20 protein-coding genes are annotated in these 22,406 nt (G+C 55.5%); 5 read left to right on the top strand and 15 right to left on the bottom strand.

The window, feature by feature from the left end; genetic code table 11:
- Positions 1-2: 2 nt before the first annotated feature.
- From pnp to metK, 10 genes are all read right to left on the bottom strand, one after another.
- Entirely contained in the window at positions 3-2,111 is a 2,109-nt protein-coding gene (gene pnp / locus FE788_RS01405; RefSeq protein ID WP_138378961.1) for a polyribonucleotide nucleotidyltransferase, read from the bottom strand.
- Positions 2,112-2,304: 193 nt separating this feature from the next.
- On the bottom strand, positions 2,305-2,574 hold the full coding sequence (rpsO, locus tag FE788_RS01400) for a 30S ribosomal protein S15 (protein WP_138378960.1): 270 nt from the start codon (positions 2,572-2,574) through the stop codon (positions 2,305-2,307).
- 16 nt (positions 2,575-2,590) lie between these two features.
- On the bottom strand, positions 2,591-3,511 hold the full coding sequence (truB, locus tag FE788_RS01395) for a tRNA pseudouridine(55) synthase TruB (protein ID WP_138378959.1): 921 nt from the start codon (positions 3,509-3,511) through the stop codon (positions 2,591-2,593).
- Positions 3,512-3,514: 3 nt separating this feature from the next.
- Positions 3,515-3,940, bottom strand: a complete 426-nt coding sequence (gene rbfA / locus FE788_RS01390; protein ID WP_138378958.1) for a 30S ribosome-binding factor RbfA — start codon at positions 3,938-3,940, stop codon at positions 3,515-3,517.
- 96 nt (positions 3,941-4,036) lie between these two features.
- The gene (infB, locus tag FE788_RS01385; RefSeq protein WP_138378957.1) at positions 4,037-6,724 is read right to left on the bottom strand and encodes a translation initiation factor IF-2; all 2,688 of its coding nucleotides are present in this window, start codon (positions 6,722-6,724) and stop codon (positions 4,037-4,039) included.
- 19 nt (positions 6,725-6,743) lie between these two features.
- Positions 6,744-7,436 (bottom strand): DUF448 domain-containing protein, encoded by a 693-nt coding sequence (locus FE788_RS01380; RefSeq protein WP_138378956.1) that lies wholly within the window; start codon positions 7,434-7,436, stop codon positions 6,744-6,746.
- A 36-nt stretch (positions 7,437-7,472) separates the two neighbouring features.
- Complete coding sequence (gene nusA / locus FE788_RS01375) at positions 7,473-9,086, bottom strand: transcription termination factor NusA (protein ID WP_138378955.1); 1,614 nt, start codon at positions 9,084-9,086, stop codon at positions 7,473-7,475.
- A gap of 132 nt (positions 9,087-9,218) precedes the next feature.
- The gene (rimP, locus tag FE788_RS01370) at positions 9,219-9,701 is read right to left on the bottom strand and encodes a ribosome maturation factor RimP (RefSeq protein ID WP_210414081.1); all 483 of its coding nucleotides are present in this window, start codon (positions 9,699-9,701) and stop codon (positions 9,219-9,221) included.
- A gap of 274 nt (positions 9,702-9,975) precedes the next feature.
- Positions 9,976-10,743: a tRNA (guanine(46)-N(7))-methyltransferase TrmB gene (gene trmB / locus FE788_RS01365; protein WP_210414080.1), complete on the bottom strand. Its 768-nt coding sequence runs from the start codon at positions 10,741-10,743 to the stop codon at positions 9,976-9,978.
- Between the two features lie 45 nt (positions 10,744-10,788).
- Positions 10,789-11,955, bottom strand: a complete 1,167-nt coding sequence (metK, locus tag FE788_RS01360) for a methionine adenosyltransferase (protein WP_138378953.1) — start codon at positions 11,953-11,955, stop codon at positions 10,789-10,791.
- Between the two features lie 210 nt (positions 11,956-12,165).
- Here metK and FE788_RS14320 point away from each other — a divergent pair, with 210 nt between their 5' ends.
- Positions 12,166-13,776 (top strand): methyl-accepting chemotaxis protein, encoded by a 1,611-nt coding sequence (locus FE788_RS14320; protein WP_168190213.1) that lies wholly within the window; start codon positions 12,166-12,168, stop codon positions 13,774-13,776.
- Positions 13,777-13,892: 116 nt separating this feature from the next.
- On the opposite strand, the gene FE788_RS01350 is transcribed toward FE788_RS14320, so the two are convergent.
- Both FE788_RS01350 and FE788_RS01345 read right to left on the bottom strand, forming a co-directional pair.
- The gene (locus FE788_RS01350) at positions 13,893-14,537 is read right to left on the bottom strand and encodes a sugar transferase (RefSeq protein WP_138378951.1); all 645 of its coding nucleotides are present in this window, start codon (positions 14,535-14,537) and stop codon (positions 13,893-13,895) included.
- Between the two features lie 365 nt (positions 14,538-14,902).
- Positions 14,903-16,492, bottom strand: a complete 1,590-nt coding sequence (locus FE788_RS01345) for a lysine--tRNA ligase (RefSeq protein ID WP_138378950.1) — start codon at positions 16,490-16,492, stop codon at positions 14,903-14,905.
- A 123-nt stretch (positions 16,493-16,615) separates the two neighbouring features.
- Here FE788_RS01345 and FE788_RS01340 point away from each other — a divergent pair, with 123 nt between their 5' ends.
- Complete coding sequence (locus tag FE788_RS01340) at positions 16,616-17,521, top strand: LysR family transcriptional regulator (RefSeq protein ID WP_168190212.1); 906 nt, start codon at positions 16,616-16,618, stop codon at positions 17,519-17,521.
- Between the two features lie 75 nt (positions 17,522-17,596).
- Here FE788_RS01340 and FE788_RS01335 read toward each other — a convergent pair whose 3' ends face one another.
- Entirely contained in the window at positions 17,597-17,935 is a 339-nt protein-coding gene (locus FE788_RS01335; protein ID WP_138378948.1) for a hypothetical protein, read from the bottom strand.
- Positions 17,936-18,005: 70 nt separating this feature from the next.
- Positions 18,006-18,713 carry a DUF899 domain-containing protein gene (locus FE788_RS01330; RefSeq protein WP_138378947.1) on the bottom strand — a complete coding sequence of 236 codons (708 nt, stop codon included), beginning with the start codon at positions 18,711-18,713 and terminating at the stop codon, positions 18,006-18,008.
- Between the two features lie 243 nt (positions 18,714-18,956).
- Here FE788_RS01330 and wrbA point away from each other — a divergent pair, with 243 nt between their 5' ends.
- From wrbA to FE788_RS01315, 3 genes are read left to right on the top strand one after another with little or no spacing between them, the layout of a single operon-like run.
- On the top strand, positions 18,957-19,556 hold the full coding sequence (wrbA, locus tag FE788_RS01325; protein ID WP_138378946.1) for an NAD(P)H:quinone oxidoreductase: 600 nt from the start codon (positions 18,957-18,959) through the stop codon (positions 19,554-19,556).
- 32 nt (positions 19,557-19,588) lie between these two features.
- Positions 19,589-20,557: a glutathione S-transferase family protein gene (locus tag FE788_RS01320; RefSeq protein WP_138378945.1), complete on the top strand. Its 969-nt coding sequence runs from the start codon at positions 19,589-19,591 to the stop codon at positions 20,555-20,557.
- A 2-nt stretch (positions 20,558-20,559) separates the two neighbouring features.
- Entirely contained in the window at positions 20,560-21,396 is an 837-nt protein-coding gene (locus FE788_RS01315; RefSeq protein WP_138378944.1) for a pirin family protein, read from the top strand.
- 83 nt (positions 21,397-21,479) lie between these two features.
- On the opposite strand, the gene FE788_RS01310 is transcribed toward FE788_RS01315, so the two are convergent.
- Positions 21,480-22,202 (bottom strand): SapC family protein, encoded by a 723-nt coding sequence (locus FE788_RS01310; protein WP_138378943.1) that lies wholly within the window; start codon positions 22,200-22,202, stop codon positions 21,480-21,482.
- Positions 22,203-22,406 lie beyond the last annotated feature (204 nt).

Genomic DNA, 22,406 nt, shown 5'->3' with positions numbered 1-22,406 from the left:
TTTTACGCCGACAAATCCTGTCCCGTTTCCTGGTCTACCGCCCGCATGCTGAGGCGTACCTTGCCGCGGTCGTCAATCCCCAGAACCTTGACTTTGACCACATCGCCTTCCTTGACAACGTCAGTGACCTGCTTCACGCGTTCATTGGCCATTTCGCTGATATGCACCAGACCATCACGGCTGCCGAGGAAATTCACAAAAGCGCCAAAGTCAACAGTCTTGACCACCTTGCCTTCATAAATTTTACCCACTTCCGGCTCCGCGGCAATCCCCTGAATCCACTTGATGGCGGCTTCGATGGCTTTGGCATCTGCGGACGCCACCTTGATGGTGCCGTCATCCTCAATATCCACCTTGGCGCCGGTCACCTCGCAGATTTCGCGGATCACCTTACCCCCGGTGCCGATGACTTCACGGATTTTTTCGCGGTTGATACGGATGGTTTCGATCCGCGGCGCATGCTGGCTGATTTCCGTACGGGCTCCGGAAAGAGCCTTTTTCATTTCTTCCAGGATATGAGCCCGGCCAGCCTTGGCCTGATTCAGGGCCGCTTCCATGATGTCCCGGGTGATGCCAGTAATCTTGATGTCCATCTGCAACGAGGTGATCCCTTCGGACGTCCCGGCCACCTTGAAGTCCATATCGCCCAGATGATCTTCATCCCCGAGAATATCGGACAGCACGGCAAACTCATCCCCTTCCAGGATAAGCCCCATGGCAATGCCAGACACCGGACGGCTGATCGGCACACCGGCATCCATCATCGCCAGCGAACAACCACAGACCGTCGCCATGGAAGAGGAACCGTTGGATTCGGTAATTTCGGAAACCAGGCGAATGGTATAGGGGAATTCCTCCCGGCTCGGCAGAACGGCCTTCAGCGCCCGCCAGGCCAGCTTCCCATGACCGATTTCCCGGCGACCGGCACCGCCCATGCGCCCCACTTCCCCCACGGAATAGGGCGGAAAGTTGTAATGCAGCATGAAGGATTCCTTATAAGATCCTTCCAGGGCATCAATCAACTGTTCGTCATCACCGGTGCCCAGGGTGGCGACACACAACGCCTGTGTTTCGCCGCGGGTGAACAGGGCAGACCCGTGGGTGCGGGGCAGCACATTCACTTCCGAAGCAATAGGTCGCACCGTATCCAGATCCCTGCCGTCGATGCGTTTTTTGGTTTTCAGAATGTCGCCACGCACAATGTCTTTCTCAAGATCCTTGAGAATGTCGCCGACCAGAAGAGCCTGGGCATCGTCGCCTTCCGGCACAAAGGCCTCTTTCACCCGATCCTTGATTTCGGCCACTTTGGTGGTGCGGACCTGTTTTACGGTTTCCTTGTAGGCCGCGCGCAGATCGGCTTCCGCCATGTCACGAATCTTGGCGATCAGTTCGGAATGATCTTCCGGTTCAGGCAGTTCCATGGGGTCCTTGGCGGCCACTTCCGCCATTTCGATAATGGCCTCAATCACGGGCTGCATCTGCTCATGGCCGAACATCACCGCCCCGAGCATCACTTCCTCGCTCAGTTCGCTGGCCTGGGATTCCACCATCAGAACCGCATCGCGGGTCCCGGCAACCACCAGGTCCAGAGCGGAATTTTCCATCTGCGGCACGGTCGGGTTAAGCACATATTCCCCGTCAATATACCCCACCCGGGCCGCTGCAATGGGCCCAAGGAACGGCAGCCCCGACAAAGTCAGCGCCGCGCTTGAACCAATCAGAGCCGGAATATCGCTCTGATTTTCAAGGTCATACCCCATAACCGTGGCCACAACCTGGGTCTCGTTCTTGTATCCTTTGACAAAAAGCGGCCGGATCGGGCGATCGATCAGGCGGGAAATCAGAGTTTCCGCCTCACTGGGACGGCCTTCACGTTTAAAAAATCCGCCCGGGATTTTCCCGGCGGAATAGGTTCTTTCCTGATAATTTACAGTGAGCGGAAAAAAGTCGATGGCAGGGTTGGCTTTTTTCGCTCCCACGGCCGTTGACAGTACTGTTGTTTCCCCATAAGTCACCATGACGGCCCCGTCCGCTTGACGGGCAAAATGTCCTGTTTCCAGGATCAGAGGGCGTCCGCCCCACATTATTTCTTTACGATGTATATCAAACATATTCCAGTTCTAACCTTCTTAGCGATACCCGGACGGGATCCAGCGGCCGATCCGCCAGTCCCCCCAAATATCCTGACACGGCCCCTATGGCCGTACCCTGTTCTGTATCTTCTCTATCCTGTATCGGGCCCTGACATGAATCGGACCCGGCCGGTAGGACGCCCTCCCAATGAGAACGCCCTTCCGGTTATTATTATTTACGCAGCCCCAGACGCTTGATCAGCGACTGATAACGCTCCATATCCGTTTTTTTCAGGTAATCAAGCAGACGTCGGCGTTTATTCACCAGCATCAGCAGACCACGGCGGGAATGATTGTCTTTCGCGTGAGTTTTAAAATGTTCTGTCAGATTGACAATTCTTTCAGTCAGAAGTGCAACCTGCACTTCCGGAGACCCGGTATCCCCTTCGCTTGTGGCGAATTCCTTGATCAGTTCCTGTTTTTTTTCTGCAGTAATCGACATCGTGTACTCCATTCAATCATAAATTAAACACCCGTACCGGCTTCAGAAGGCCCTGTTTCAGTTCGGCCAACGCCACGAGTTTATCCTCATGCATAATCCGAACCAGCCCCTGCCGGCGGTCAGGAACCCGGATGCTCTGCCCCTGACTGAGGCGGCGGGCATCCCCCGCTGTTACGGCCAGTGCCAAGATGTCGTCCAGCACGGTCTCCACAGCGAGACTCCAGTCCCTGTGCGGCGCACTATGAACCAATTTTTCCAGTTTATCCAGAGAAATCGACCGATCCAGTCCAAATGGCCCCACTTTGGTGCGCCTAAGATGTGAAACATACCCGCAGGTGCCCAGCGAATGTGCCAAATCCCGGGCGAGGGCGCGCACATAGGTGCCTTTACCGCATTCAACCTCGAACCGCGCCTCCTCTGTGGCGGCCTCAAGCAGGCGCAGAGCAAATATTTCCACTTCCCGGGCCGGCAAGGTGACCTCTTCCCCCCGTCGCGCCAGGTCATAGGCTCTCTGTCCCGCCACTTTGATGGCGGAAAAGGCCGGCGGGCGCTGCATGATCACACCATGAAAGGCCGGCAAGGCCGCCTCGATATCCTCAGGTGACGGCCGATGGGCGCTTGTCGCCACCACCTCGCCTTCCGCATCGTCCGTATTGCGATCCTGTCCCCAGCGCACCGTAAAATGATAGGTTTTGCGGGCTTCCATAATAAAGGGAATGGTTTTGGTCGCCTCCCCCAACGCAATGGGCAGAACGCCAGAGGCCAACGGGTCCAGCGTGCCTCCATGTCCCAGCTTGGCCGCCCCTGTCAGGCGGCGCACCCGCCCTACAACCTGGGTGGAGGTAAGCCCCAAGGGTTTGTCAATCACCACCCAACCGTCAATCTTGACGCCCTTGCGCTTTCGCTGACCACGTCCGCCCTGATCACTTCTGCCCACGCCTTATCGGTCCTCTTCGTCACGGTCATCCCGGCGTTCCAGATCCTGGGCCACTTTGGGACTGTGCAACAACCGTTCGATGTGATCGGCCTCACCAAAACTTGCGTCAACGATGAATTTCAGCCGAGGCAGATATTTCATGCGCACCTGGCGGGACAGTTGCCCCCGCAGAAACCGGCTGCACCGGTTAAGCGCATCGGCCACTTCCTGCTCGCCATTGCCCCCCAACGGCATGATATAGACCGTTGCATTGCGCAAATCAGGGCTGCACCGCACTTCAGTAACAGTAATGGAGACGCCTTCGAGATCCGGATCCTGAAGATCCTCCCGGGACAGAATACCGGCCAAGGCATGACGTATATTTTCCCCCACCCGGAGCAAGCGGTGCCCCCCGCCACGCTCATCGTCGAAATGTGATGATCTGGACATGACTTTCACCTCAAAGAACGACGGCCCCCAAGCCAGACATCCGTCTACTGCATAGACATCAGTCTACCACAAGGGGCCGAAGATCCGAAACTGTTGTTAAAGTTCGCGGTTGACTTCCTGGACCTCATAACATTCGATAATATCGCCTTTTTTGAGATCGTTGTAATTCTCAAAGTTCATGCCGCATTCGGTCCCGGCCTTGACTTCCTTGACATCGTCCTTAAACCGCCGCAGCGATCCCAGGTCACCTTCGTAAATCACCACGTCATCCCTGAGCAGCCGCGCCTTGGCGCCGCGCCGCACCACGCCGTCAGTGACCAGACAACCGGCCGCCTTGCCCGCCTTACCCGCGGAAAAGACTTCCAGGATTTCCGCCGTACCGATGATTTTTTCCTTCAGCTCAGGCGCCAACAGGCCGCTCATAACGGCTTTCATATCATCCACAAGGTCGTAAATCACTGAATAATAGCGGATTTCCACACCTTCCTGCTGAGCCAGCGCCGCCGCCTGGCGGCTTGCACGCACGTTAAAGCCCAGAATCGGCGCCGAGGACGCCGCGGCGAGCTGCACATCGGTTTCGGAAATGCCGCCCACTGCCGCATGCAGCACATGGGCCCTGACTTCATCGGTGGACAGATTCTCCAGCGCCCCGCTAATGGCTTCCACCGAGCCCTGCACATCCGCCTTGATCACCACCGGTACACTGGCCGCTTCCTTTTCGGCCAATTTGCTGAACATGGCTTCCAAGCTGGCTTTCGGAACAGCCGACTGTTTTTCCTTCTTCTGGCGGGACCGGAATTCGGAGACATCACGGGCCTTGGCTTCATTTTCCACCACAACCATTTCATCCCCGGCCTCCGGCGTACCTTGCAGCCCCAGAATTTCCACCGGCGTAGAGGGGCCCGCCTCCTTCAACTGCTGCCCTCGTTCATTGACCAAGGCTCGAACCCGCCCCCATTCACTGCCGGCAACAAACACATCCCCCACCCTCAGGGTGCCGCGTTTGACAAGTACCGTTGCTACCGGGCCGCGTCCCTTGTCCAGCTTGGCTTCGACCACAATCCCTTCCGCATCCCGGTTCGGGTTGGCCTTGAGATCCAGAATTTCGGCCTGCAACAGAATCGCTTCTTCCAGCTTGTCCAGATTAAGGCCGGTTTTCGCGGAAACCTCCACATCCAGTACCTCACCGCCCATCTTTTCCACAAACACTTCATGCTGCAAAAGATCCTGGCGCACCTTGTCCGGATTGGCTTCCGGTTTGTCGATCTTGTTGATGGCGACAATGATCGGCACGTCCGCCGCCTTGGCGTGGCTGATGGCCTCGATCGTTTGCGGCATGATGCCATCATCGGCTGCCACCACCAGGACCACAATATCCGTCACCTGTGCTCCGCGGGACCGCATGGCGGAAAAGGCCGCGTGACCGGGCGTATCCAGAAAGGTGATGCGCGCCCCGTCGGCAAGCTTGACCTGGTACGCCCCGATATGCTGGGTGATGCCCCCAGCCTCACCCGCCGCCACATCGGTTTTGCGCAAGGCATCCAGAATGGAGGTTTTCCCATGATCCACATGCCCCATCACGGTCACCACCGGTGGCCGGGGCAGCATATCTTCTTCCTTATCTTCCGGTCCCTGCAAATCCATTTCCACATCAGACTCGCTAACCCGTTTTACCGTATGCCCAAATTCTTCCACAATAAGTTCCGCCGTATCCTGATCAATGGTCTGGTTGATAGTTGCCATGACCCCCATTTTCATCAGCGCCTTAATCACATCTGACGCTTTTTCAGTCATCCGGTTCGCCAGTTCCTGAACCGTAATGAAATCCGGGACAACAACTTCGCGATAGACTTTCTGCGCCTGTTTCTGCTGCTGCCCGGCCAAACGTTTCTGTTTCGCCTGGGCCCGTTTCAGCGAAGCCAACGAGCGTTGACGGGTTTCCATATCCCCATCACCCAAGGCCTGAGTCACGGTCAACTTACCACTGCGTCGGCGCGGCTCACCACGGCTTTTAACCGGTTTATGGGGGGGTCTGCTCTTGACCTCATCCCGTTCCACAAATTCCGCCGCCTTTTTCGGCGCGGGTCGCGCCGGGCGGGCGTGATCATCATCCCCTTTGCGCGCCTCTTTAGCGGCAGGTTTTGAGGCCGCGTCCTTTTGCTTTTCCGGTCTTTCTCCGAACGGCTTTTCTTCCGTACCGGCTTTTTGGTCTTCGTCCTTGGCCGCCGTCCTGGCTGTGGCCTCTGTTTTGGTTTCAGCCTTTACGTCAGCTTGCCCTTCCTCCCGCGCCGGAGCAACCGTCTCTTCCTGGGTCTTACCCCCGCTTTCGGCAGTCACTTCAGCCGCCTGCGTTTTTTCCGCTTCGGCCTGCTCTTTCGCCTTGCGTTCCTTTTCTTCCTGGGCTTTGGCGGCTTCCAAAATCGCCCGTTTCCGCGCGGCTTCCGCTTCGCGGCGGGCCTTTTCCTCACTGGCTTTCTGGGCCAGTTCCAGCGCCCTGAGACGAGCCTCGCGTTCACTCTCCGTCAGGGCTGGATCGCGGGGTTCCTCTTTTTTCGCACTCGGCACGGCCTGTTTTTTCAAAACCTTTTTTGGGGCTGCGGGAGAAGCGGAAGAAGCTGTCTCGGCCGGGGCAGTCTCCCCCGGCTTCAAAATCAGTTTCTTTTTGCGCTTCACCACAACGCCACCGCTGCCCCGCGCCGGAGCCGCCCCGGCCGAAGGTTTCAGCTGCAACGTTTTGCGCCCTGAAACTGATAATGTTTTTTTGTTGTCCTTATCGTCGCTCATTCTTTGTTCCGCCTTACAATCACTCATCCTGCATTTTGCCCAGGAACGCCGCATACCGCGTCCATTCCCGCAAAAAACTGTTCGTCACCCCGCCCGGCAGCAATGCCACATGCACCGCATTTTCCAGCCCCAGGGCCTGGCTCAGATCCTCCCGGGAGAAAATATCAATCACCCGTAATTTTTCAATCCCCCGGTTTTCATACCCGCCGTTATGCGCCTTTTCATCTCCTTTGTCACGCCCCGGACCAGATCCGCGATCTGATCCAGATCGCTCAAGACCCTGACACAATTTTCTGCGTCCATCCGCCGCACCATCCGCCGCCGTGACCAGAATCCGGCTCTTTCCGGCTTTCAGAACACTGCGGACTTTTTCAAACCCGCTGACCAGATGCCCGGCCCGATTACACAAACCTAGATAATCCAGACATCTCTTTTTCAACAGCCGTTCCACCAAGTCCGGCAACTCTTCGGCAACCGTGACGGACACTGTCCCCGGGGCTGACTGCCGGATAAACCGCGTAAACCGCCGGCCCTCTACCGCCTCCGCCACCACTGCTTTGTCGGCAACGATCCAACATCCCCGACCTGGCAACTTGGCGGCCACATCGGGGACAATAACATTGTCAGGCCCCAGAACAAAACGGATCATTTTTTCCGAGGGAAGCCGTGCGCCTGTCACCAGACATTTTCGCTCACGTAAGGTTCCGCTCAAGGATCTGATCCACCTCTGCTTCTGTTTGCCCCGTTATTATTCGGCCTTGGATCCGTCAGTCGATGCTACGCTGTCGCTGTCGACATTGGCTCCTTCGGCATCGGCCGTCTCGTCCCGGTCTTCATTCTGGTCTTCATCTTCGAACCAGTGGGCACGGGCAGCCATGATGATTTCATTGGCGGCGTCCTCACTGAGATCATAGTCGCGCAGGATGCCGTCTTCCTTGCTGATCAGTTCATCAGCCGACAGATCGCCCAGATCATCAAGGGTCTTGATCCCGGCTTCCCCGAGAGTCACCAGCATCGGCCCATTCAACCCTTCAAGCGCCGCCAGTTCGTCCTCAACGCCAAGTTCCTTGCGGCGCACTTCCGCCTCCTGCTCACGCGCTGTCAGCGCTTCCCGGGCCCGGTTCTGCAACTCTTCCACAAGTTCTTCGTCAAACCCTTCGATACCGGCAAACTCTTCCGGTGCCACATAAGCCACTTCCTCCAGCGTGCTGAAACCTTCGGATACCAGCAGCAACGCCAGCGTGTCATCCACATCCAGGGCCTCGCGGAACAAATCGGCCCGCTGTTTATATTCCGCCTGGCGACGTTCGGATTCGTCGGCTTCGGTCAGAATATCCACCTGCCAGTCCACCAGCTGCGACGCCAGCCGCACATTCTGGCCGCGTCGCCCAATGGCGAGACTGAGCTGGTCCTCGGGGACAACAACCTCAATGCGCTGCTTATCCTCGTCCACAACCACCTTGGATACATTGGCAGGCGCCAGGGCGCTGACGATAAAGGTAGCGATATCGGGGGACCACTGGATGATATCAATCTTTTCCCCCTGCAACTCATTGACCACCGCCTGTACCCGGCTGCCCCGCATGCCGACGCAGGCCCCCACAGGGTCAATGCTGGGGTCAGTACTATAGACGGCGATCTTGGCCCGGCTTCCCGGATCACGGCTGACCGCCTTGATCTCAATCACGCCATCATAGATTTCTGGAACTTCCTGAGCAAACAGGCGGGCCATAAATTCGGGATGAGTACGGGAGAGAAAAACCTGGGGCCCGCGCGGTTCGCGGCGCACATCCATAATATAAGCCCGGACCCGCTCGCCATTCCGGATATGCTCACGCGGAATCATCTGATCCCGGCGGATAATGGCTTCGGCATGGCCAATATCCACAATGGCGTTACCGTATTCCACTCTCTTGACCACGCCGCTGATGATTTCCCCGACCCGGTCCTTGTATTCCTCATACTGACGCGCCCGCTCGGCATCCCGAACTTTCTGCACAATCACCTGTTTCGCTGTCTGGGCCGCGACCCGGCCAAAATCTATGGGCGGCAATTCATCCGCCAGCATATCGCCAATCTGGGCGTCTTCCTTATTGACTCTGGCATCTTCAAGGCTGATCTGCGTGGCGTGATTCTCCACATTTTCCACCACCTCCAGCACCCGGTAAAGTTTAATGGCGCCGGTCTTGCGATCAATATGTGCCTTGATCTCGTTCTCCGCCCCATATCGCGAGCGGGCGGCTTTCTGAATGGCTTCTTCCATTGCCTCCAGAACAATATCCCGGTCAATAGTCTTGTCCCGCGCCACTGCATCCGCGATCTGCAACAATTCAAGCCTGTTGGCACTCACTGCTGTCGTCATTCCATGAACTCCGCTTTGCCCGTCCGGCCCTCTCCGGCCCGCCGGACCTTTTCACCTTGAGTTGATATATTCTGTGTCATCTTTTGTTTCATCTTTTCTGGCTCTGCGCCTGCCTGCACCCTGTTTTGACCTTCAGTCTTTAGCCAGCGCTTGTTTCAACAATTCGTCCGTCATGACGAGCTTGGCTTTCTGAATATTATCAAAGTCAAACTCCAGCGGCTCACCATCAATGTCCACCTGGACAAGGCTTTCCGTCATCCCCCGCAACATCGCCTTGAACCGCCGGTGGCCGTCAACCGGCACGGACAACTGAAATTTAACCAGATGGCCGGCATAGGTGACAAAATCCTTCGGCCGGGTCAGCGGCCGATCAATGCCGGGGGAACTTACCTCCAGAGTATACTCTCCCGCAATCGGATCTTCCACATCCAGAAGCACGGAAATTTCCCGGCTGAGCGCTTCGCAATCCTCAACCCGCATGGTGCCATCGGGACGCTCCGCCATAATCTGCAAAACCGGCACACCCCGCGGCCCGCTTTGCATCTGGATGCGTACCAGCTCATATCCCATCGCCGTGCAAACCGGGCTGATGATTTCGGTAATTTTATCTGTCACGCCGGAGATCATCTTTGTTCCAATCCTGCTTTTTCTGCCCCAGGACCGGGACGGAACCATCAGGGCGGAGTTTTCCGCTTCGCCAATCACTCGCCTGAACACAAAACAACCGTCTTGAAAATAAAAATGCAGGCAGTGATCCACTTGCCCGCACCTCAAAAATTCAAGTGATTCGGTTGCTATATATATAGCCGAATATTCCTGAACTTCAAGTGCTTTTTCCCGCCCGACCGCAGCCATGCCGGACACGGAACGAGCCGCCTGTCACCGCCCCTTATTGCCGGTGGGGTTTGCGGATAAATCTGAGATAGGTGCTGCGTCGACCCTGCTCCAAAGCTTTTTGTTCATAACGGGTGGGTGGCCAGTCATCAGGCCGCCGGTGCCAGTCCGCCGGACCTTCGGCTAACCAGTCGAACGCCTCGCTCTGCAACATATGCGACAAAATCCAGCGGCAATAATCCCGGTGATCTGTCGCGATGCGCAACTCCGCTCCGCATTTCAGCAATCGGGCCAGTTCCCGGATGTTACCGGGGTTAATCACCCGGCGTTTGTGATGACGTTTTTTCGGCCACGGATCGGGGAACAGGATATATGCCCGGTCCAGGCACTGGTCCCTGAGGCCGCCCATCAGCAGGCGGGCATCATCCATGAAAATACGCACATTTTCGAGCCGCTCCTGCACCACCTTATCTACCAGACCCGATACACCATTCAGAAAAGGTTCGCAGCCAATATGCCCCCAGTCGGGACAATGAGTCGCCTGCCAGGCCAGATGCTCCCCCTTACCGAAACCGATTTCCAGGGTATAGCCGTCATATGGCCGGTCAAAATATTCCGCGGGGTCCAGAGAAGCCCCGCTTTCCGGTTTTGAAAGTTGCAGCCTGGGCAACCATTCTTCCAGGCGCCGCTGGCTGGAAGGTTTCAGGGGTTTGCCCTGCCTCCGCCCATAAATCCGGCTGCTTTTGATATGTTCCAGATCACGCATGGCCCCCATATAAGGACCATGCGCCTTTTTGTCCATAGCCAGAGTGAATTGAGTCACCCTCGTTACAATACCCCCTAAGCCCTTTGGGACCTAAGGCAGGGATCAGAATTGTTTTTTCAGCACCTCGACCAGGTCGGTTTTTTCCCAGGAAAAACCACCGTCGGCCTCCGGTTCGCGGCCAAAATGCCCATAGGCGGCCGTCCGGGCGTAAATCGGTCTGTTCAACCCCAGATGTTCGCGGATGCCGCTGGGCCTGAGATCCATGACCTCGCCCAGAATCTTTTCCAGGCGCTCCGGATCCACGCGACCGGTGTCATGCAGGTCCACATACAATGACAGGGGCTTGGAAATGCCGATGGCATAAGACAGCTGGATAGTGCAGCGTTCGGCCAGCCCCGCCGCCACCACATTTTTGGCCAGATAGCGCGCGGCATAGGCCGCCGAGCGGTCCACCTTGGTCGGATCCTTGCCGGAGAATGCCCCGCCCCCATGCGGCGCGGCACCCCCATAGGTATCCACGATGATTTTACGGCCGGTCAGACCCGCATCACCATCCGGACCGCCAATCACAAATTTCCCCGTGGGGTTGATATACAGCTCCTCTTCCGGGCACATCCAGCCTGCCGGCAGGGTTTTTTCGATATGCGCCCGCACAATCTCATGCACCCGTTCCTGCGACACATCCGGACGATGCTGGGTCGAGACTACAATGGATTGGGCTCCTACCGGAACACCATTTTCAAATTTCAGGGTTACCTGGCTTTTGGCGTCCGGCTGCAGTTCCGGCGCCGTGCCGTTATGCCGGGCTTCGGCCAGGGAACGCAGAATAAGGTGGGCATAATAGATCGGCGCCGGCATATAGACCGGTGTTTCATTGGTGGCATATCCGAACATGATGCCCTGATCGCCGGCCCCTTCTTCCTTATTTTCGGCTGCATCCACACCCTGGGCGATATCGGCGGACTGTTCATGAACATAACAGTCAACCTCCAGATTCTCCCAATGGAAACCGTTCTGGTCATAGCCGATTTGGCGCACCGCCTTACGGGCGACCTCCTCCAGAACTTCAGGGGTGATGGTTTCCGGTCCTCGGACTTCCCCCGCCAGCACCACCCGATTAGTGGTCACCAAAGTTTCCAGCGCCACCCGTGATTCCGGCGCTTCGGCCAGATAACGATCGAGAATGGAATCAGAAATATAGTCCGCCACCTTGTCGGGGTGCCCTTCGGAAACAGACTCACTGGTAAATAAATAGTTTTTGCGGGACAAATCTTTTCTCCTGAACTACACGAGACTCAAATTTACAAAACATATAACACATCTTTTATATAAAGAAAGCTTTATGTTTAATATCGCGGAAAAATTGTCCTGAAGACGTATCATTTACGGAACGTTAATTCCCCTCCTGTACAAATGTCCGGCTGGTTGTGTTACGGCGTGATGCCAGAACACACAGGGGACTTTCATGAGGGATCGGAAATGTTTAACTTATCATTGAAAAACAAAGAGATACCCGCGCCTGAAAAACGGGGGAAGGCGGAAGATCTGCACACTTCGGGGGGAAACAGTCATCAGGCCTGGATTGATTCCATGTTGGTCAATATGATGATCTGCGACCGCGAAAGCCTGGAAATCCTTTATTGCAACAACAAATGTTTTGAAACCTCCGGACGTCTGAAACATGTCCTTCCAGTGACCGGCAAGGGGTTGCTGGGCCAATCGCTGGATCTTCTGTTTGGCGAAGGGGGCGCCCCGCGTGAAAAACTTGCCGATGCGCGCCAGTTCCCCTTGCGCCAAACCGTAGCGCTCGGGGAGGAATTCCTGGATGTTCTCATCACCCCTGTCACGTCTGCGGGCAGAGACCTGCACCAACTCCTGATCACTTGGCATATCATTACGGAACAGAAAAAAACCGACGCCCGGGCCGCCGGCCTTCTGGCCATGATTGAAAATATGCCGGTGAATGTGCTGATCTGTGACCCCGGCACCAGCATTATCAATTATGCCAATCTGTCTTCCCAAAAAGAGATGCGCGCACTGGCCCAGTATTTGCCGTTCGGGGCCGATGCACTGGTGGGGAAGGACATCAGCCGACTCGAAACCAACCCGGAATCCTTCCGGACCCAGATGAGCGATCCGGCCCGCCTGCCGGCCATCCGGCTGATCAAGCTGGGCGAGACAACTCTCAAACTGTCCTTGTCCGCCATCAATGACACCAATGGCCGCTATATCGGCAATATGGTGATCTGGGAAGACGTATCCGAACAGATCCATCTCGCTGAAAGAGTCCGTCAAATGGCCTCCATCGTGGCCGGCGCATCATCGGAAATGGAAAATACGGCGCAACATATGTCCCAGACGGCACAAACCGCCACCAGCCAGTCTTCAGCGGCGGCAGACAGCATTCAAAACGCCACAAAGAATGTACGTATGGTAAGCCAGGCCGCAGAGGAATTATCACAATCCATTGAGGAAATCAGCCGCCAGGTCAAGGAATCCTCCCGCATTTCCAACAATGCCGTCGAAGAAGCGGAACGCACCAATTCCACCGTGCAAAGCCTGTCCCGGGCTTCTTCCCGGATCGGGGACGTGGTTAAGCTGATTCATGACATTGCCGGACAGACCAATCTGCTGGCGCTGAACGCCACCATCGAAGCCGCGCGCGCCGGAGAGGCCGGCAAAGGGTTTGCCGTCGTGGCTTCTGAAGTGAAAAACCTCGCCAATCAGACCGCCGCTGCTACCGAAGAGATCACCAGCCAGATTTCCGAAATGCAAGCTTCCACGGATCAGGCCGTTCACGCCATTGCCACAATCCGCAAAACCATTGACGGTTTGTTTGACATTGCCACCGCTATCTCCGCCTCTGTGGAGCAGCAGGGATCGGCCACCCGGGAAATCGCAGAAAATATCTCCAGCGCCGCCAGCGACACGGAGAAAGTCGCCTCCAACATCACCGGCGTGCGGGATTCGTCCAACAAAGTAGGCCAAGGGGTTTCAGACGTTCTGGATGCTGCCGCAGCGTTGGTTATGGAAAGCCGGTCCATGGAACAGGAAATTGATGAATTCATCGAAAAGGTTATTCGCACCTGATAAACCGGTCTCCGGACAAAACGATTGCACCAGGCCGTAAACTCATAAATATGATGCAATTCTCTAGGGAAATAACGTCAAACCGGCAGGGCTTCAAACCGGCAGGGCTAAGGCTCTTATTCCGACAATGCCTTTTCGGTGCTTTCGCTGTTGCCAGTCCATTTCGGCATGGTTACATGATTATCAGCAGACACGCCGGATCTTTTGATCACTACCGGAATGGTCATCAGCAAAATCTTCAGATCCAGCAGGAAAGAACAGTGATCCACATACCACACATCCAGGATAAATTTCTGATTCCAGCTGATGGCATTGCGGCCGGTGACCTGCGCCCAGCCGGTAATCCCGGGGCGAACCTCGTGGCGACGCATTTGTTCGGAGGTATAACGTGAGGCATATTCAGCAATAAACGGCCGTGGGCCAATCAGCCCCATGTCGCCTTTGAGCACATTCAGCAATTGGGGAAGTTCATCCAGACTCCAGTCGCGCAGAAGTTTCCCAAACGGGGTCAGCCGCTCCCGATCGTCCAGCAGAACACCGTTTTCATCGCGCTCATTGGTCATGCTTCTGAATTTGTAAATTTCAAAAACCTGACCATTAAGCCCGAGCCGCTCCTGCCTGAAAAAAACCGGGCTGCCCAGCTTCAAACGAACCGCCAGCGCCGTCAGCAACAATACCGGGGACAAGATAACCAGAAGAACAGATGCTCCCACAATATCAAGAATTCTTTTCCAGAACCGTTTATATGTCAAACCCAACATCGTTTCCTCTTATCCATATTGTTCAAGCAATCTACCCGGCCAAGGTTAACGTGCGCTTAACGGACGCTGTTCTGTGAAATTGACATTCCTGAGCATCGCACCATAAGAATCAAACATGACAACATTATGATGATGATGACACCATTGTGATGTTGTTATGAATGACGAGCGCCGCTCCTGTTCGCTATATAAGAGACAACACAAACCAGCTCCCGTCCCCCTCAACTCCATAACCTTTTTTTATGAGACCATAGTGTTATGAGGCAGTATCAAAGCAGTCCCCCGAAAGCAAGAAGAAAGTGCCCTCTAGTGGTTTTAGACTAATCTTTTAGAACAGACATAATTAATGGATCATGGCCCTACCCCTAGACCCTAGGATTTTCTATAGCTTTACGGATCAGATCGATGGTTTTGTCCCGGCCATACAGTGCGATAAACGATCCCATACGCGGCCCTTGCTGCTGGCCCAGAAGAATTTCATACAGGGCCCTGAACCAGTCGCGCAGATTTTCGTAGTGGTGCGCCTTGCCGACGCTAAAGACCGCCGTCTGGAATTCCCCGGCCGCCGCATCTTCCGGCAGGGCCTCCAGTTCCCGGATTAGATCTTCCAGGGCCGCGATTTCCGTGGCCGTAGGGGCACGGTATTTTTTGGTCGGTTTGACAAAGTCCTCATAATAAACGAGGGCATATTCCACCAACTTGTCCAAGAGCGGATGATCCTCCGCCCGGATGTCTGGCGCATAGGCGGAAATATACCCCCATAATGTTTCCTTGTCATGGGCGTTGCTGGCGCTGACCAGGTTGAGCAACAGGGAGAAGCTGACCGGCAGCTCTTCCCGGGGCGGAGTGCCGCTATGGATATGCCAGACCGGGTTGCCGTATTTTTCCTTGCCCTCCTGCTCCGGAAACGCCGCCAAGGACGTCAGATAATCATCCACCGCCTTGGGGATCACATCGAAATACAGCTTCTTGGCCTTGCGGGGCGACTGGAACATATAAAGCGCAAGACTTTCCGGGGTGCCGTACCGCAACCAGTCTTCCATGCTCAGGCCATTGCCCTTGGACTTGGAAATTTTCTGACCGTTTTCATCCAGAAACAATTCATAGTTGAAACCTTCGGGGGGCTGCGCCCCCAGGATGCGGGCAATGGCGCTGGACAATTTCACGCTTTCAATCAAATCCTTGCCGGCCATCTCATAATCCACCCCCAGCGCTACCCAGCGCATGGCCCAATCCGCTTTCCACTGGGCCTTGCAGTGACCACCCGTGACCGGGACCTCCACCAATTTGCCGGTTTCCTCGTCCCGGTAGGTCACGGTGCCAGCCGCCAGATCCCGCTCCAGGATCGGCACCTGCAGCACCCGGCCGGTGCGGGGACAGATGGGCAGGAAAGGGCTATAGGTTTTTTGCCGCTCCTCGCCCAGGGTCGGCAGGATCACTCTCATGATCTTGTCGTAATGTTCCAGCATGCAGAGCAGCGTTACATCCATCTCCCCGCTTTTATAGGCCTCTGTGGCGCTTTTGAATTCATAGTCAAACCCGAAACTGTCAAGAAACTTGCACAGCCGGTCATTATTATGATGGGCGAAACTCTCATGAGTCCCGAACGGATCGGGCACCTGGGTAAGCGGCAGCCCTAGATGCTGCTGCAACATGTCCTGGTTCGGCAAATTTCCGGGCACCTTGCGGAAACCATCCATATCATCGGAAAAGGCGATCAGCCGGGTCGGTACATCGGAGATAAATTCAAAGGCATGACGCACCATGGTGGTCCGCAGCACTTCGCCAAAAGTACCAATATGCGGCAGTCCGGAGGGGCCATAGCCCGTTTCAAACAGCACATACCCCTTGGGATTTCCGAATTTCTTGAGACGCTCAACAAGCTTCTGGGCTTCCTGAAAGGGCCAGGCTTTGCTCTCAAGGGCGATCTCAATCTGTTCGGGGGACGCGGTCATGATCTGTGCCTTTACTGTTAAGGAATAAAGAGGAATAATAAACCGAAGGCTTAATAAGGCCAAGCCATGCATTCGTCAACCAATGTCTTAATATTAGACGTCCACAGGACCCCGGGACCTTCCATGAATGAACTGGAAAATATCCGTACCTTTGTGACCGTTCTAGAAAGCGGCAGCGTCACCGAGGCCGCCAACCGGATCGGCATCACTAAATCCGTGGTCAGCCGCCGCCTGAAAACCCTGGAAGCGGAACTGGGCGCCCGGTTGCTGACCCGTACCCCCCACGGCATCACCCCCACCCCGGCCGGTCTTGATTATTATGAGAAGGTCAAGAATATCCTCTCCCAACTGGCCGACGCCAATTCCAGTTTGCGCGCCACAGAGCAGACCCTGACGGGAGTGATCCGTCTAGCGGCCCCCAAATCCTTTGGCCGGCTGTTTATTCACCCAGCGGTGATCGACATCATGACACAACATCCGGGCCTGATTTTGGAGGTCAGTTTTTCCGACCGTCTCGTGGATATCGCGCGGGAAGGGTTTGATCTGGGTCTGCGGATCGGCATCCTACAGGATTCTTCGCTGATTGCCCGCAAACTGGCCAGCATTCGCCATGTGATGGTGGCCAGTCCGGACTATCTCAAGGCCCACGGCGCGCCGCTGACCCCGCACGATCTCAAGGATCACGACTGTATTCTCTACAGCAATGCCCGCGACGCCCATCACTGGACCTTCCTGCGGAACGGCCAAAAAGTAACCGTTCCGGTTCGCGGGCGCCTAAAAACCAATAGCGGGGATCTCGAAGCCCAGGCCGCCGAGGCAGGACTGGGAATCCTGCGCATCCCGTATTTTTTTGTCAAACATCAGCTTGAGCAGGGCCGGCTTGTGGAAATTCTGCAGGATTGGCCGACCGAAACCATGGGGCTTTATGCCGTCTATCCTGAAACCCGACTGCTCAGCACCAGAGTGCGCCATCTGATTGATATTCTGGCCGCCTATTTCGCCCGCGAGGACATTCGGGCCAATCTTTAAACTTGTCATCGCCAATTGGTTTTCAGGAATGAAAACGTTGACCAAATCCTCCACTTCCAGATTTGCCCCGTTCCCTCACCCCTCCCCGCCGACGCGGCTAATCCCCTTGCCATCCGCCAGCCAGACATCGCAGCCGGGAGCAATGAACGTTGAATGATCAATATGGGGATACAGCCGGTCAGTGAAACGCTTAATGGCGGTGCTGTTACACACCTCCTGCAGCGCCTCGGCCGTATCGAAAACTGTAATATGGTAATGATGAAGTGGATTTTCCCGACTCTCCAGCCAGAGCGTCAGTTGAATTTCGGGAACTTTTTCATTGAAATATTCCACCAGCTCCTTTGCGGCGGCCTTCCCTTCTTCGACATTTCCCCCAGGTTTGAAAAAATAATCATTTACAACCGTAAAGCTCATGACCTCCTCCTGTATGTATTGACCCCTTCCCGGTTTAGAGTGAATTGTGAATAGGGTGTCTCAATTCACTCTAGTCGTCATAGCTGTCATGAAGACGTAGCCATTCCATTGTATAAGAAAAATGATCTTCATCCCGCCCTTTTGGCACCAGATCAAGATAATGATAGGCGGTGATCAGCATATCCAGGCCGCGCTCATAACAGGAATAGGTATGAAACACAGCGCCGTTTTTGTCCCTATAAAAAACACTGACGCCCGGCGCTTCGGAACTGGAGAAGTTTGTCATTTTGTAATTATAATAGACTTCTCCCTGCTGCATCTCGTCTGCCGAAAAGGATACATGATAATCCTGGTTGAAATCATTCTCCAAAGACGAGAGCCATCTGAACGTCCATCCCATGCGCTTTTGGAAAGACTGCAATTTCGCCAGGGGTGCCCGGGAGACGGCGACCATGCTCACATCCCGCTGGTTGAGGTGAATGATGGCCGGATTGAAATGATCCGCCAGGAAGGAACAGCTCTTGCAGCCTTCCTCCCAGCCGGGCCCATACATGAAATGATAGACGATCAACTGGCTCCGGCCCGCAAACAGGTCGGCGAGGCTTTCCCGCCCGTCCGGCCCGTCGAACAGATATGTCTTGTCCACTTTTTCCCAAGGCAACGCCCGTCGTTCCCGGCTGAGTTCGTCGCGAAGGCGCGTGAACTCTTTTTCCTTAACGAGAAAGTCCTTCCGGGCTTTCACCCACTCCTCATGCGAAACGACTTTGGGAGGGGGCATCTTCTTCTCCTTCAACGGGTTAACCAAAGGGGGGGGATATAGCTTATTCTTATAGGAAAAGCAGTATATTCCACGCCCCTTCACACAACAAGAAAGGGCTCTTCACAATTCCGTGCGCAGATTGAGAAGCCGTCTCTAATGCGTTTCATATTTTGCAACATAATATTGGCTATTATTGATCTATGTCGCCTTTAAGGAAACAGGTAGAGTCTTTTCAAAGGTTCATGAAACAGGAGAAAAGACATGACAAAGATTTTGGTGCTATATTATTCGTCTTACGGTCATATTGAAACCCTCGCCCGGGCCGCGGCCGAAGGCGCGCGAGAAGTTGAAGGTGTCCAGGTAACCCTGAAGCGGGTACCTGAACTGATGCCGGAAGAGGTCGCCCGTAATGCCGGTGTCAAGCTGGATCAGGATGCGCCGCTGGCGGAGCCTCAGGAGCTTGCGGAATATGACGGCATTATTTTCGGCACCCCTACCCGTTTTGGCAACATGGCCAGCCAGATGCGCAATTTTCTGGACCAAACCGGCGGCCTGTGGGCCAAAGGACAACTGATCGGCAAGGTGGGCAGCGTCTTTACCTCCACCGGCACCGGCGGCGGGCAGGAAACCACCATTACCTCCTTCTGGCACACCCTGGCCCATCATGGCATGGTGATTGTGGGCCTGCCCTACAGCGCCCCGGGGTTGACCGATTTGAGTGAAATGCGCGGCGGCTCTCCCTATGGGGCCTCCACCCTGGCCGGCGCCGACGGCAGCCGCGAGCCGACGGCAACGGAACTCGATCTCGTGCGTCATCAGGCCCGGCATGTAGCCGGCCTCGCTCAAAAACTTGCCGCATAGGACGGCCAAAATCCCCAAACAGGAGACAGAATATGGGACTGCTGATCAACGGAAAATGGGTCGATCAATGGTATGACACCCAAAAAACCGGCGGCCGATTCAGGCGGGAAGAGAGCCGGTTTCGCCGTCAAATTACCGCCGACGGGCCACATCCGCCGGAAAGCGGGCGGTACCATCTTTATGTCTCCCTGGCCTGCCCCTGGGCGCATCGGACACTGATTTTCCGCCGGCTCAAGGGCTTGGAGCAGCATATCAGCCTGTCTGTGGTGCATCCTCTTATGGGAGAAGAAGGCTGGTCTTTTGCGGATGGCGAGGGGGTGATCCCTGACCCGGAGCTGAACGCCCGCCACCTACATGAAATTTATACCGCCGCCATGCCCGACTATACCGGCCGGGTCACGGTGCCGGTGCTGTGGGACAAGCAGGAAAAAACCATCGTCAATAATGAATCGGCGGAGATTATCCGCCTGTTCAATTCGGCCTTTAACACCCTGGACGGCGTCAATGAGCTGGATTTTTATCCGCACCCCTTGCAGGCTGACATCGACGCCCTGAATGACATGATCTACCCCACTGTCAACAATGGCGTGTACAAGGCAGGCTTTGCCACCACCCAAGACGCCTATGAAGAAGCCGTGTTCTCGCTGTTTGACACTCTGGACCAGCTGGACCGGCGGCTCGCCGATCGCCGCTACCTTACCGGACCACGGCTTACCGAGGCGGACTGGCGGCTATTCACCACCCTGATCCGTTTTGATGCGGTCTATGTGGGGCATTTCAAATGCAATCTTAAACGGCTTGTAGACTACGTCCATCTCAGCGCTTATCTGCGAGATCTGTACCAGATGCCCGGCATTGCCAAAACCGTGAATTTCGACCATATCAAAGGCCATTATTACCAGAGTCACACCACCATCAACCCCACCGGCATCGTGCCGGCGGGCCCGAAACTGGATCTGGACCAGCCCCATGGCCGAAATCATCTTGAGCAGGAGATGTAAACATGACACATCCCGACCAGGAACGACAGGCCCGGGCCCTGCATGACAGCATCCCGGCAACAGACGGGGCCGGTGTCAGCTTGCGCCGGGTTCTGGGCACGCCAGCGCTGATGCAGATTGATCCGTTTCTGCTGCTGGACGAATTTTATTCCACCAATCCCAAAGACTATATTGCCGGTTTCCCCGCCCATCCGCATCGGGGTTTCGAAACCCTGACCTATATGATCGACGGCCGCATGCGGCATGAGGACAATAAGGGTGGAAGTGGGCTTCTGAAAGCCGGCGGCGCACAGTATATGACCGCCGGACGCGGGATTATTCATTCGGAAATGCCCGAACAGGAGGACGGCTTGCTGCGCGGTCTGCAACTCTGGATCAATCTGCCGGCAAGCCACAAGATGACCGCCCCGTCCTATCAGGACATCCCGGCCCATGCCATGAGCGTCTTTGACCAGGGACCCGCACACATCACCCTGGTCTCCGGCACGCTGTCAGGCCATACCGGCCCAGCCCGCGGCGCCGCACAGACGCCACTTTTTGCCGACCTGCTCTGGCGAGCCTCTGGCCCGGTCAGTCTGACACTGCCTGCGACCCATAACGCCTTTCTTTACGGGCTGGCAGGGCAAATCGACATTGCCGGGCAGCCCCTCACAGCCGGCAGGCTAGCGCATCTCAGCACCGGAAGGCGGCTGAACCTACGGGGCGAAAGGGGCAGCCGGGTCGTTCTGGTGGCAGGCCAACCGATTGGTGAACCCGTCGCCCGGTATGGCCCCTTTGTCATGACCACCCGTCAGGAAATCATCGACGCCAGCCGCGACTTTCAGGCGGGTCGTTTCTGACTCGTAATGTTTTATGCGCCGTCTGGCGATGGGGCCATCCTGTTCGCTGTCATTTTCAGGCCATCATTTTCAGGCCATAATTTTCAGGCGGAGCGAGCCATATTGACCAGACGGTGAACCTGATGCAGCGACGCCAGCTGCGCATACAGCGCCGGCAACAGCCCCCGTTGACGCAGGTCCTCGAATTCTTCCGCCGGCATGTTATTCAGTTTTTCTTCGTTGACCACAAAAACCCCGCCTATACGCATCGGTTCCTGCCCCTCTTCCAGAGTTACCGTCAGGGCGTTTTCCATCAGCAGATCTTTTTCGGCAAGATAGCGTGTGATTTCGTGGGAACTCTGGATATGGTTGAAATGGGTCATGAGACTCTTCCGGCAGTTTTCCAGAAATTCGGTGGCATTGCCATCCTCATCAAACAGCGGTGTGCCGTCTTCCTCGTTCACCAGCGGGCTGTTTTCATCAATGGTTATGACAAAGCGGTCTTCCTGGCCCTCTTCCCCCGCCGGCACCCGAGCCAGTCCAAACGGATAGGTGATCACACTGCCGGGAATATAGACGGCGTTCCACCCGCCCCCTTTCACCACCAGATTCTCCCCCGGGCGTAAGCCCATCATCGTCACCGCCTGAAAATTTTCATCATTGGGCGATTTGACAAAAATAATCGGCAAACTGCCTGACATTCTGACAAATTCATGAATGGCCAGCGGCGCCAGATGTTCATTTTTCACATGGGCATAGTCGGTAAAGTTGCGAATTTTCAGATGACGATGGGTCTGATTGTTCAGGGTGATAAAATTTGGTGTCATAAAGTTATCCTGTTTGTCCCGTTTAACATGATATTCCCGGCATGCAGGGAAAGACGCGTCATAATGAAAGGTTATGGCCCGCCTGTAAAGCGACACATGGCCAGATTATGGCTAGATTGAAGAAATTCTGCAAAATATCACCCCATTCGCCGAACTTATGGTGTTTTGGCCCTTTTTGATCTGGAGCCGAAAAAAAATCCCGTC

It is taken from the genome of Luteithermobacter gelatinilyticus (assembly GCF_005849285.1).
Lineage (GTDB): Bacteria > Pseudomonadota > Alphaproteobacteria > Sphingomonadales > Emcibacteraceae > Luteithermobacter > Luteithermobacter gelatinilyticus.
This window is presented reverse-complemented; position numbering and strand designations above follow the sequence as displayed.

What these genes read in the sequence shown, in the direction of transcription:
- pnp (WP_138378961.1), bottom strand. Translation starts at nt 2,111, where the DNA reads ATGTTTGATATACATCGTAAAGAAATAATGTGGGGCGGACGCCCTCTG.
- FE788_RS01350 (WP_138378951.1), bottom strand. Translation starts at nt 14,537, where the DNA reads ATGTTGGGTTTGACATATAAACGGTTCTGGAAAAGAATTCTTGATATT.
- FE788_RS01345 (WP_138378950.1), bottom strand. Translation starts at nt 16,492, where the DNA reads ATGACCGCGTCCCCCGAACAGATTGAGATCGCCCTTGAGAGCAAAGCC.
- nusA (WP_138378955.1), bottom strand. Translation starts at nt 9,086, where the DNA reads ATGACGACAGCAGTGAGTGCCAACAGGCTTGAATTGTTGCAGATCGCG.
- FE788_RS01340 (WP_168190212.1), top strand. Translation starts at nt 16,616, where the DNA reads ATGAATGAACTGGAAAATATCCGTACCTTTGTGACCGTTCTAGAAAGC.
- infB (WP_138378957.1), bottom strand. Translation starts at nt 6,724, where the DNA reads ATGAGCGACGATAAGGACAACAAAAAAACATTATCAGTTTCAGGGCGC.
- rpsO (WP_138378960.1), bottom strand. Translation starts at nt 2,574, where the DNA reads ATGTCGATTACTGCAGAAAAAAAACAGGAACTGATCAAGGAATTCGCC.
- FE788_RS01320 (WP_138378945.1), top strand. Translation starts at nt 19,589, where the DNA reads ATGGGACTGCTGATCAACGGAAAATGGGTCGATCAATGGTATGACACC.
- FE788_RS14320 (WP_168190213.1), top strand. Translation starts at nt 12,166, where the DNA reads ATGTTTAACTTATCATTGAAAAACAAAGAGATACCCGCGCCTGAAAAA.
- rbfA (WP_138378958.1), bottom strand. Translation starts at nt 3,940, where the DNA reads ATGTCCAGATCATCACATTTCGACGATGAGCGTGGCGGGGGGCACCGC.
- wrbA (WP_138378946.1), top strand. Translation starts at nt 18,957, where the DNA reads ATGACAAAGATTTTGGTGCTATATTATTCGTCTTACGGTCATATTGAA.
- FE788_RS01335 (WP_138378948.1), bottom strand. Translation starts at nt 17,935, where the DNA reads ATGAGCTTTACGGTTGTAAATGATTATTTTTTCAAACCTGGGGGAAAT.
- FE788_RS01330 (WP_138378947.1), bottom strand. Translation starts at nt 18,713, where the DNA reads ATGCCCCCTCCCAAAGTCGTTTCGCATGAGGAGTGGGTGAAAGCCCGG.
- FE788_RS01310 (WP_138378943.1), bottom strand. Translation starts at nt 22,202, where the DNA reads ATGACACCAAATTTTATCACCCTGAACAATCAGACCCATCGTCATCTG.
- FE788_RS01315 (WP_138378944.1), top strand. Translation starts at nt 20,560, where the DNA reads ATGACACATCCCGACCAGGAACGACAGGCCCGGGCCCTGCATGACAGC.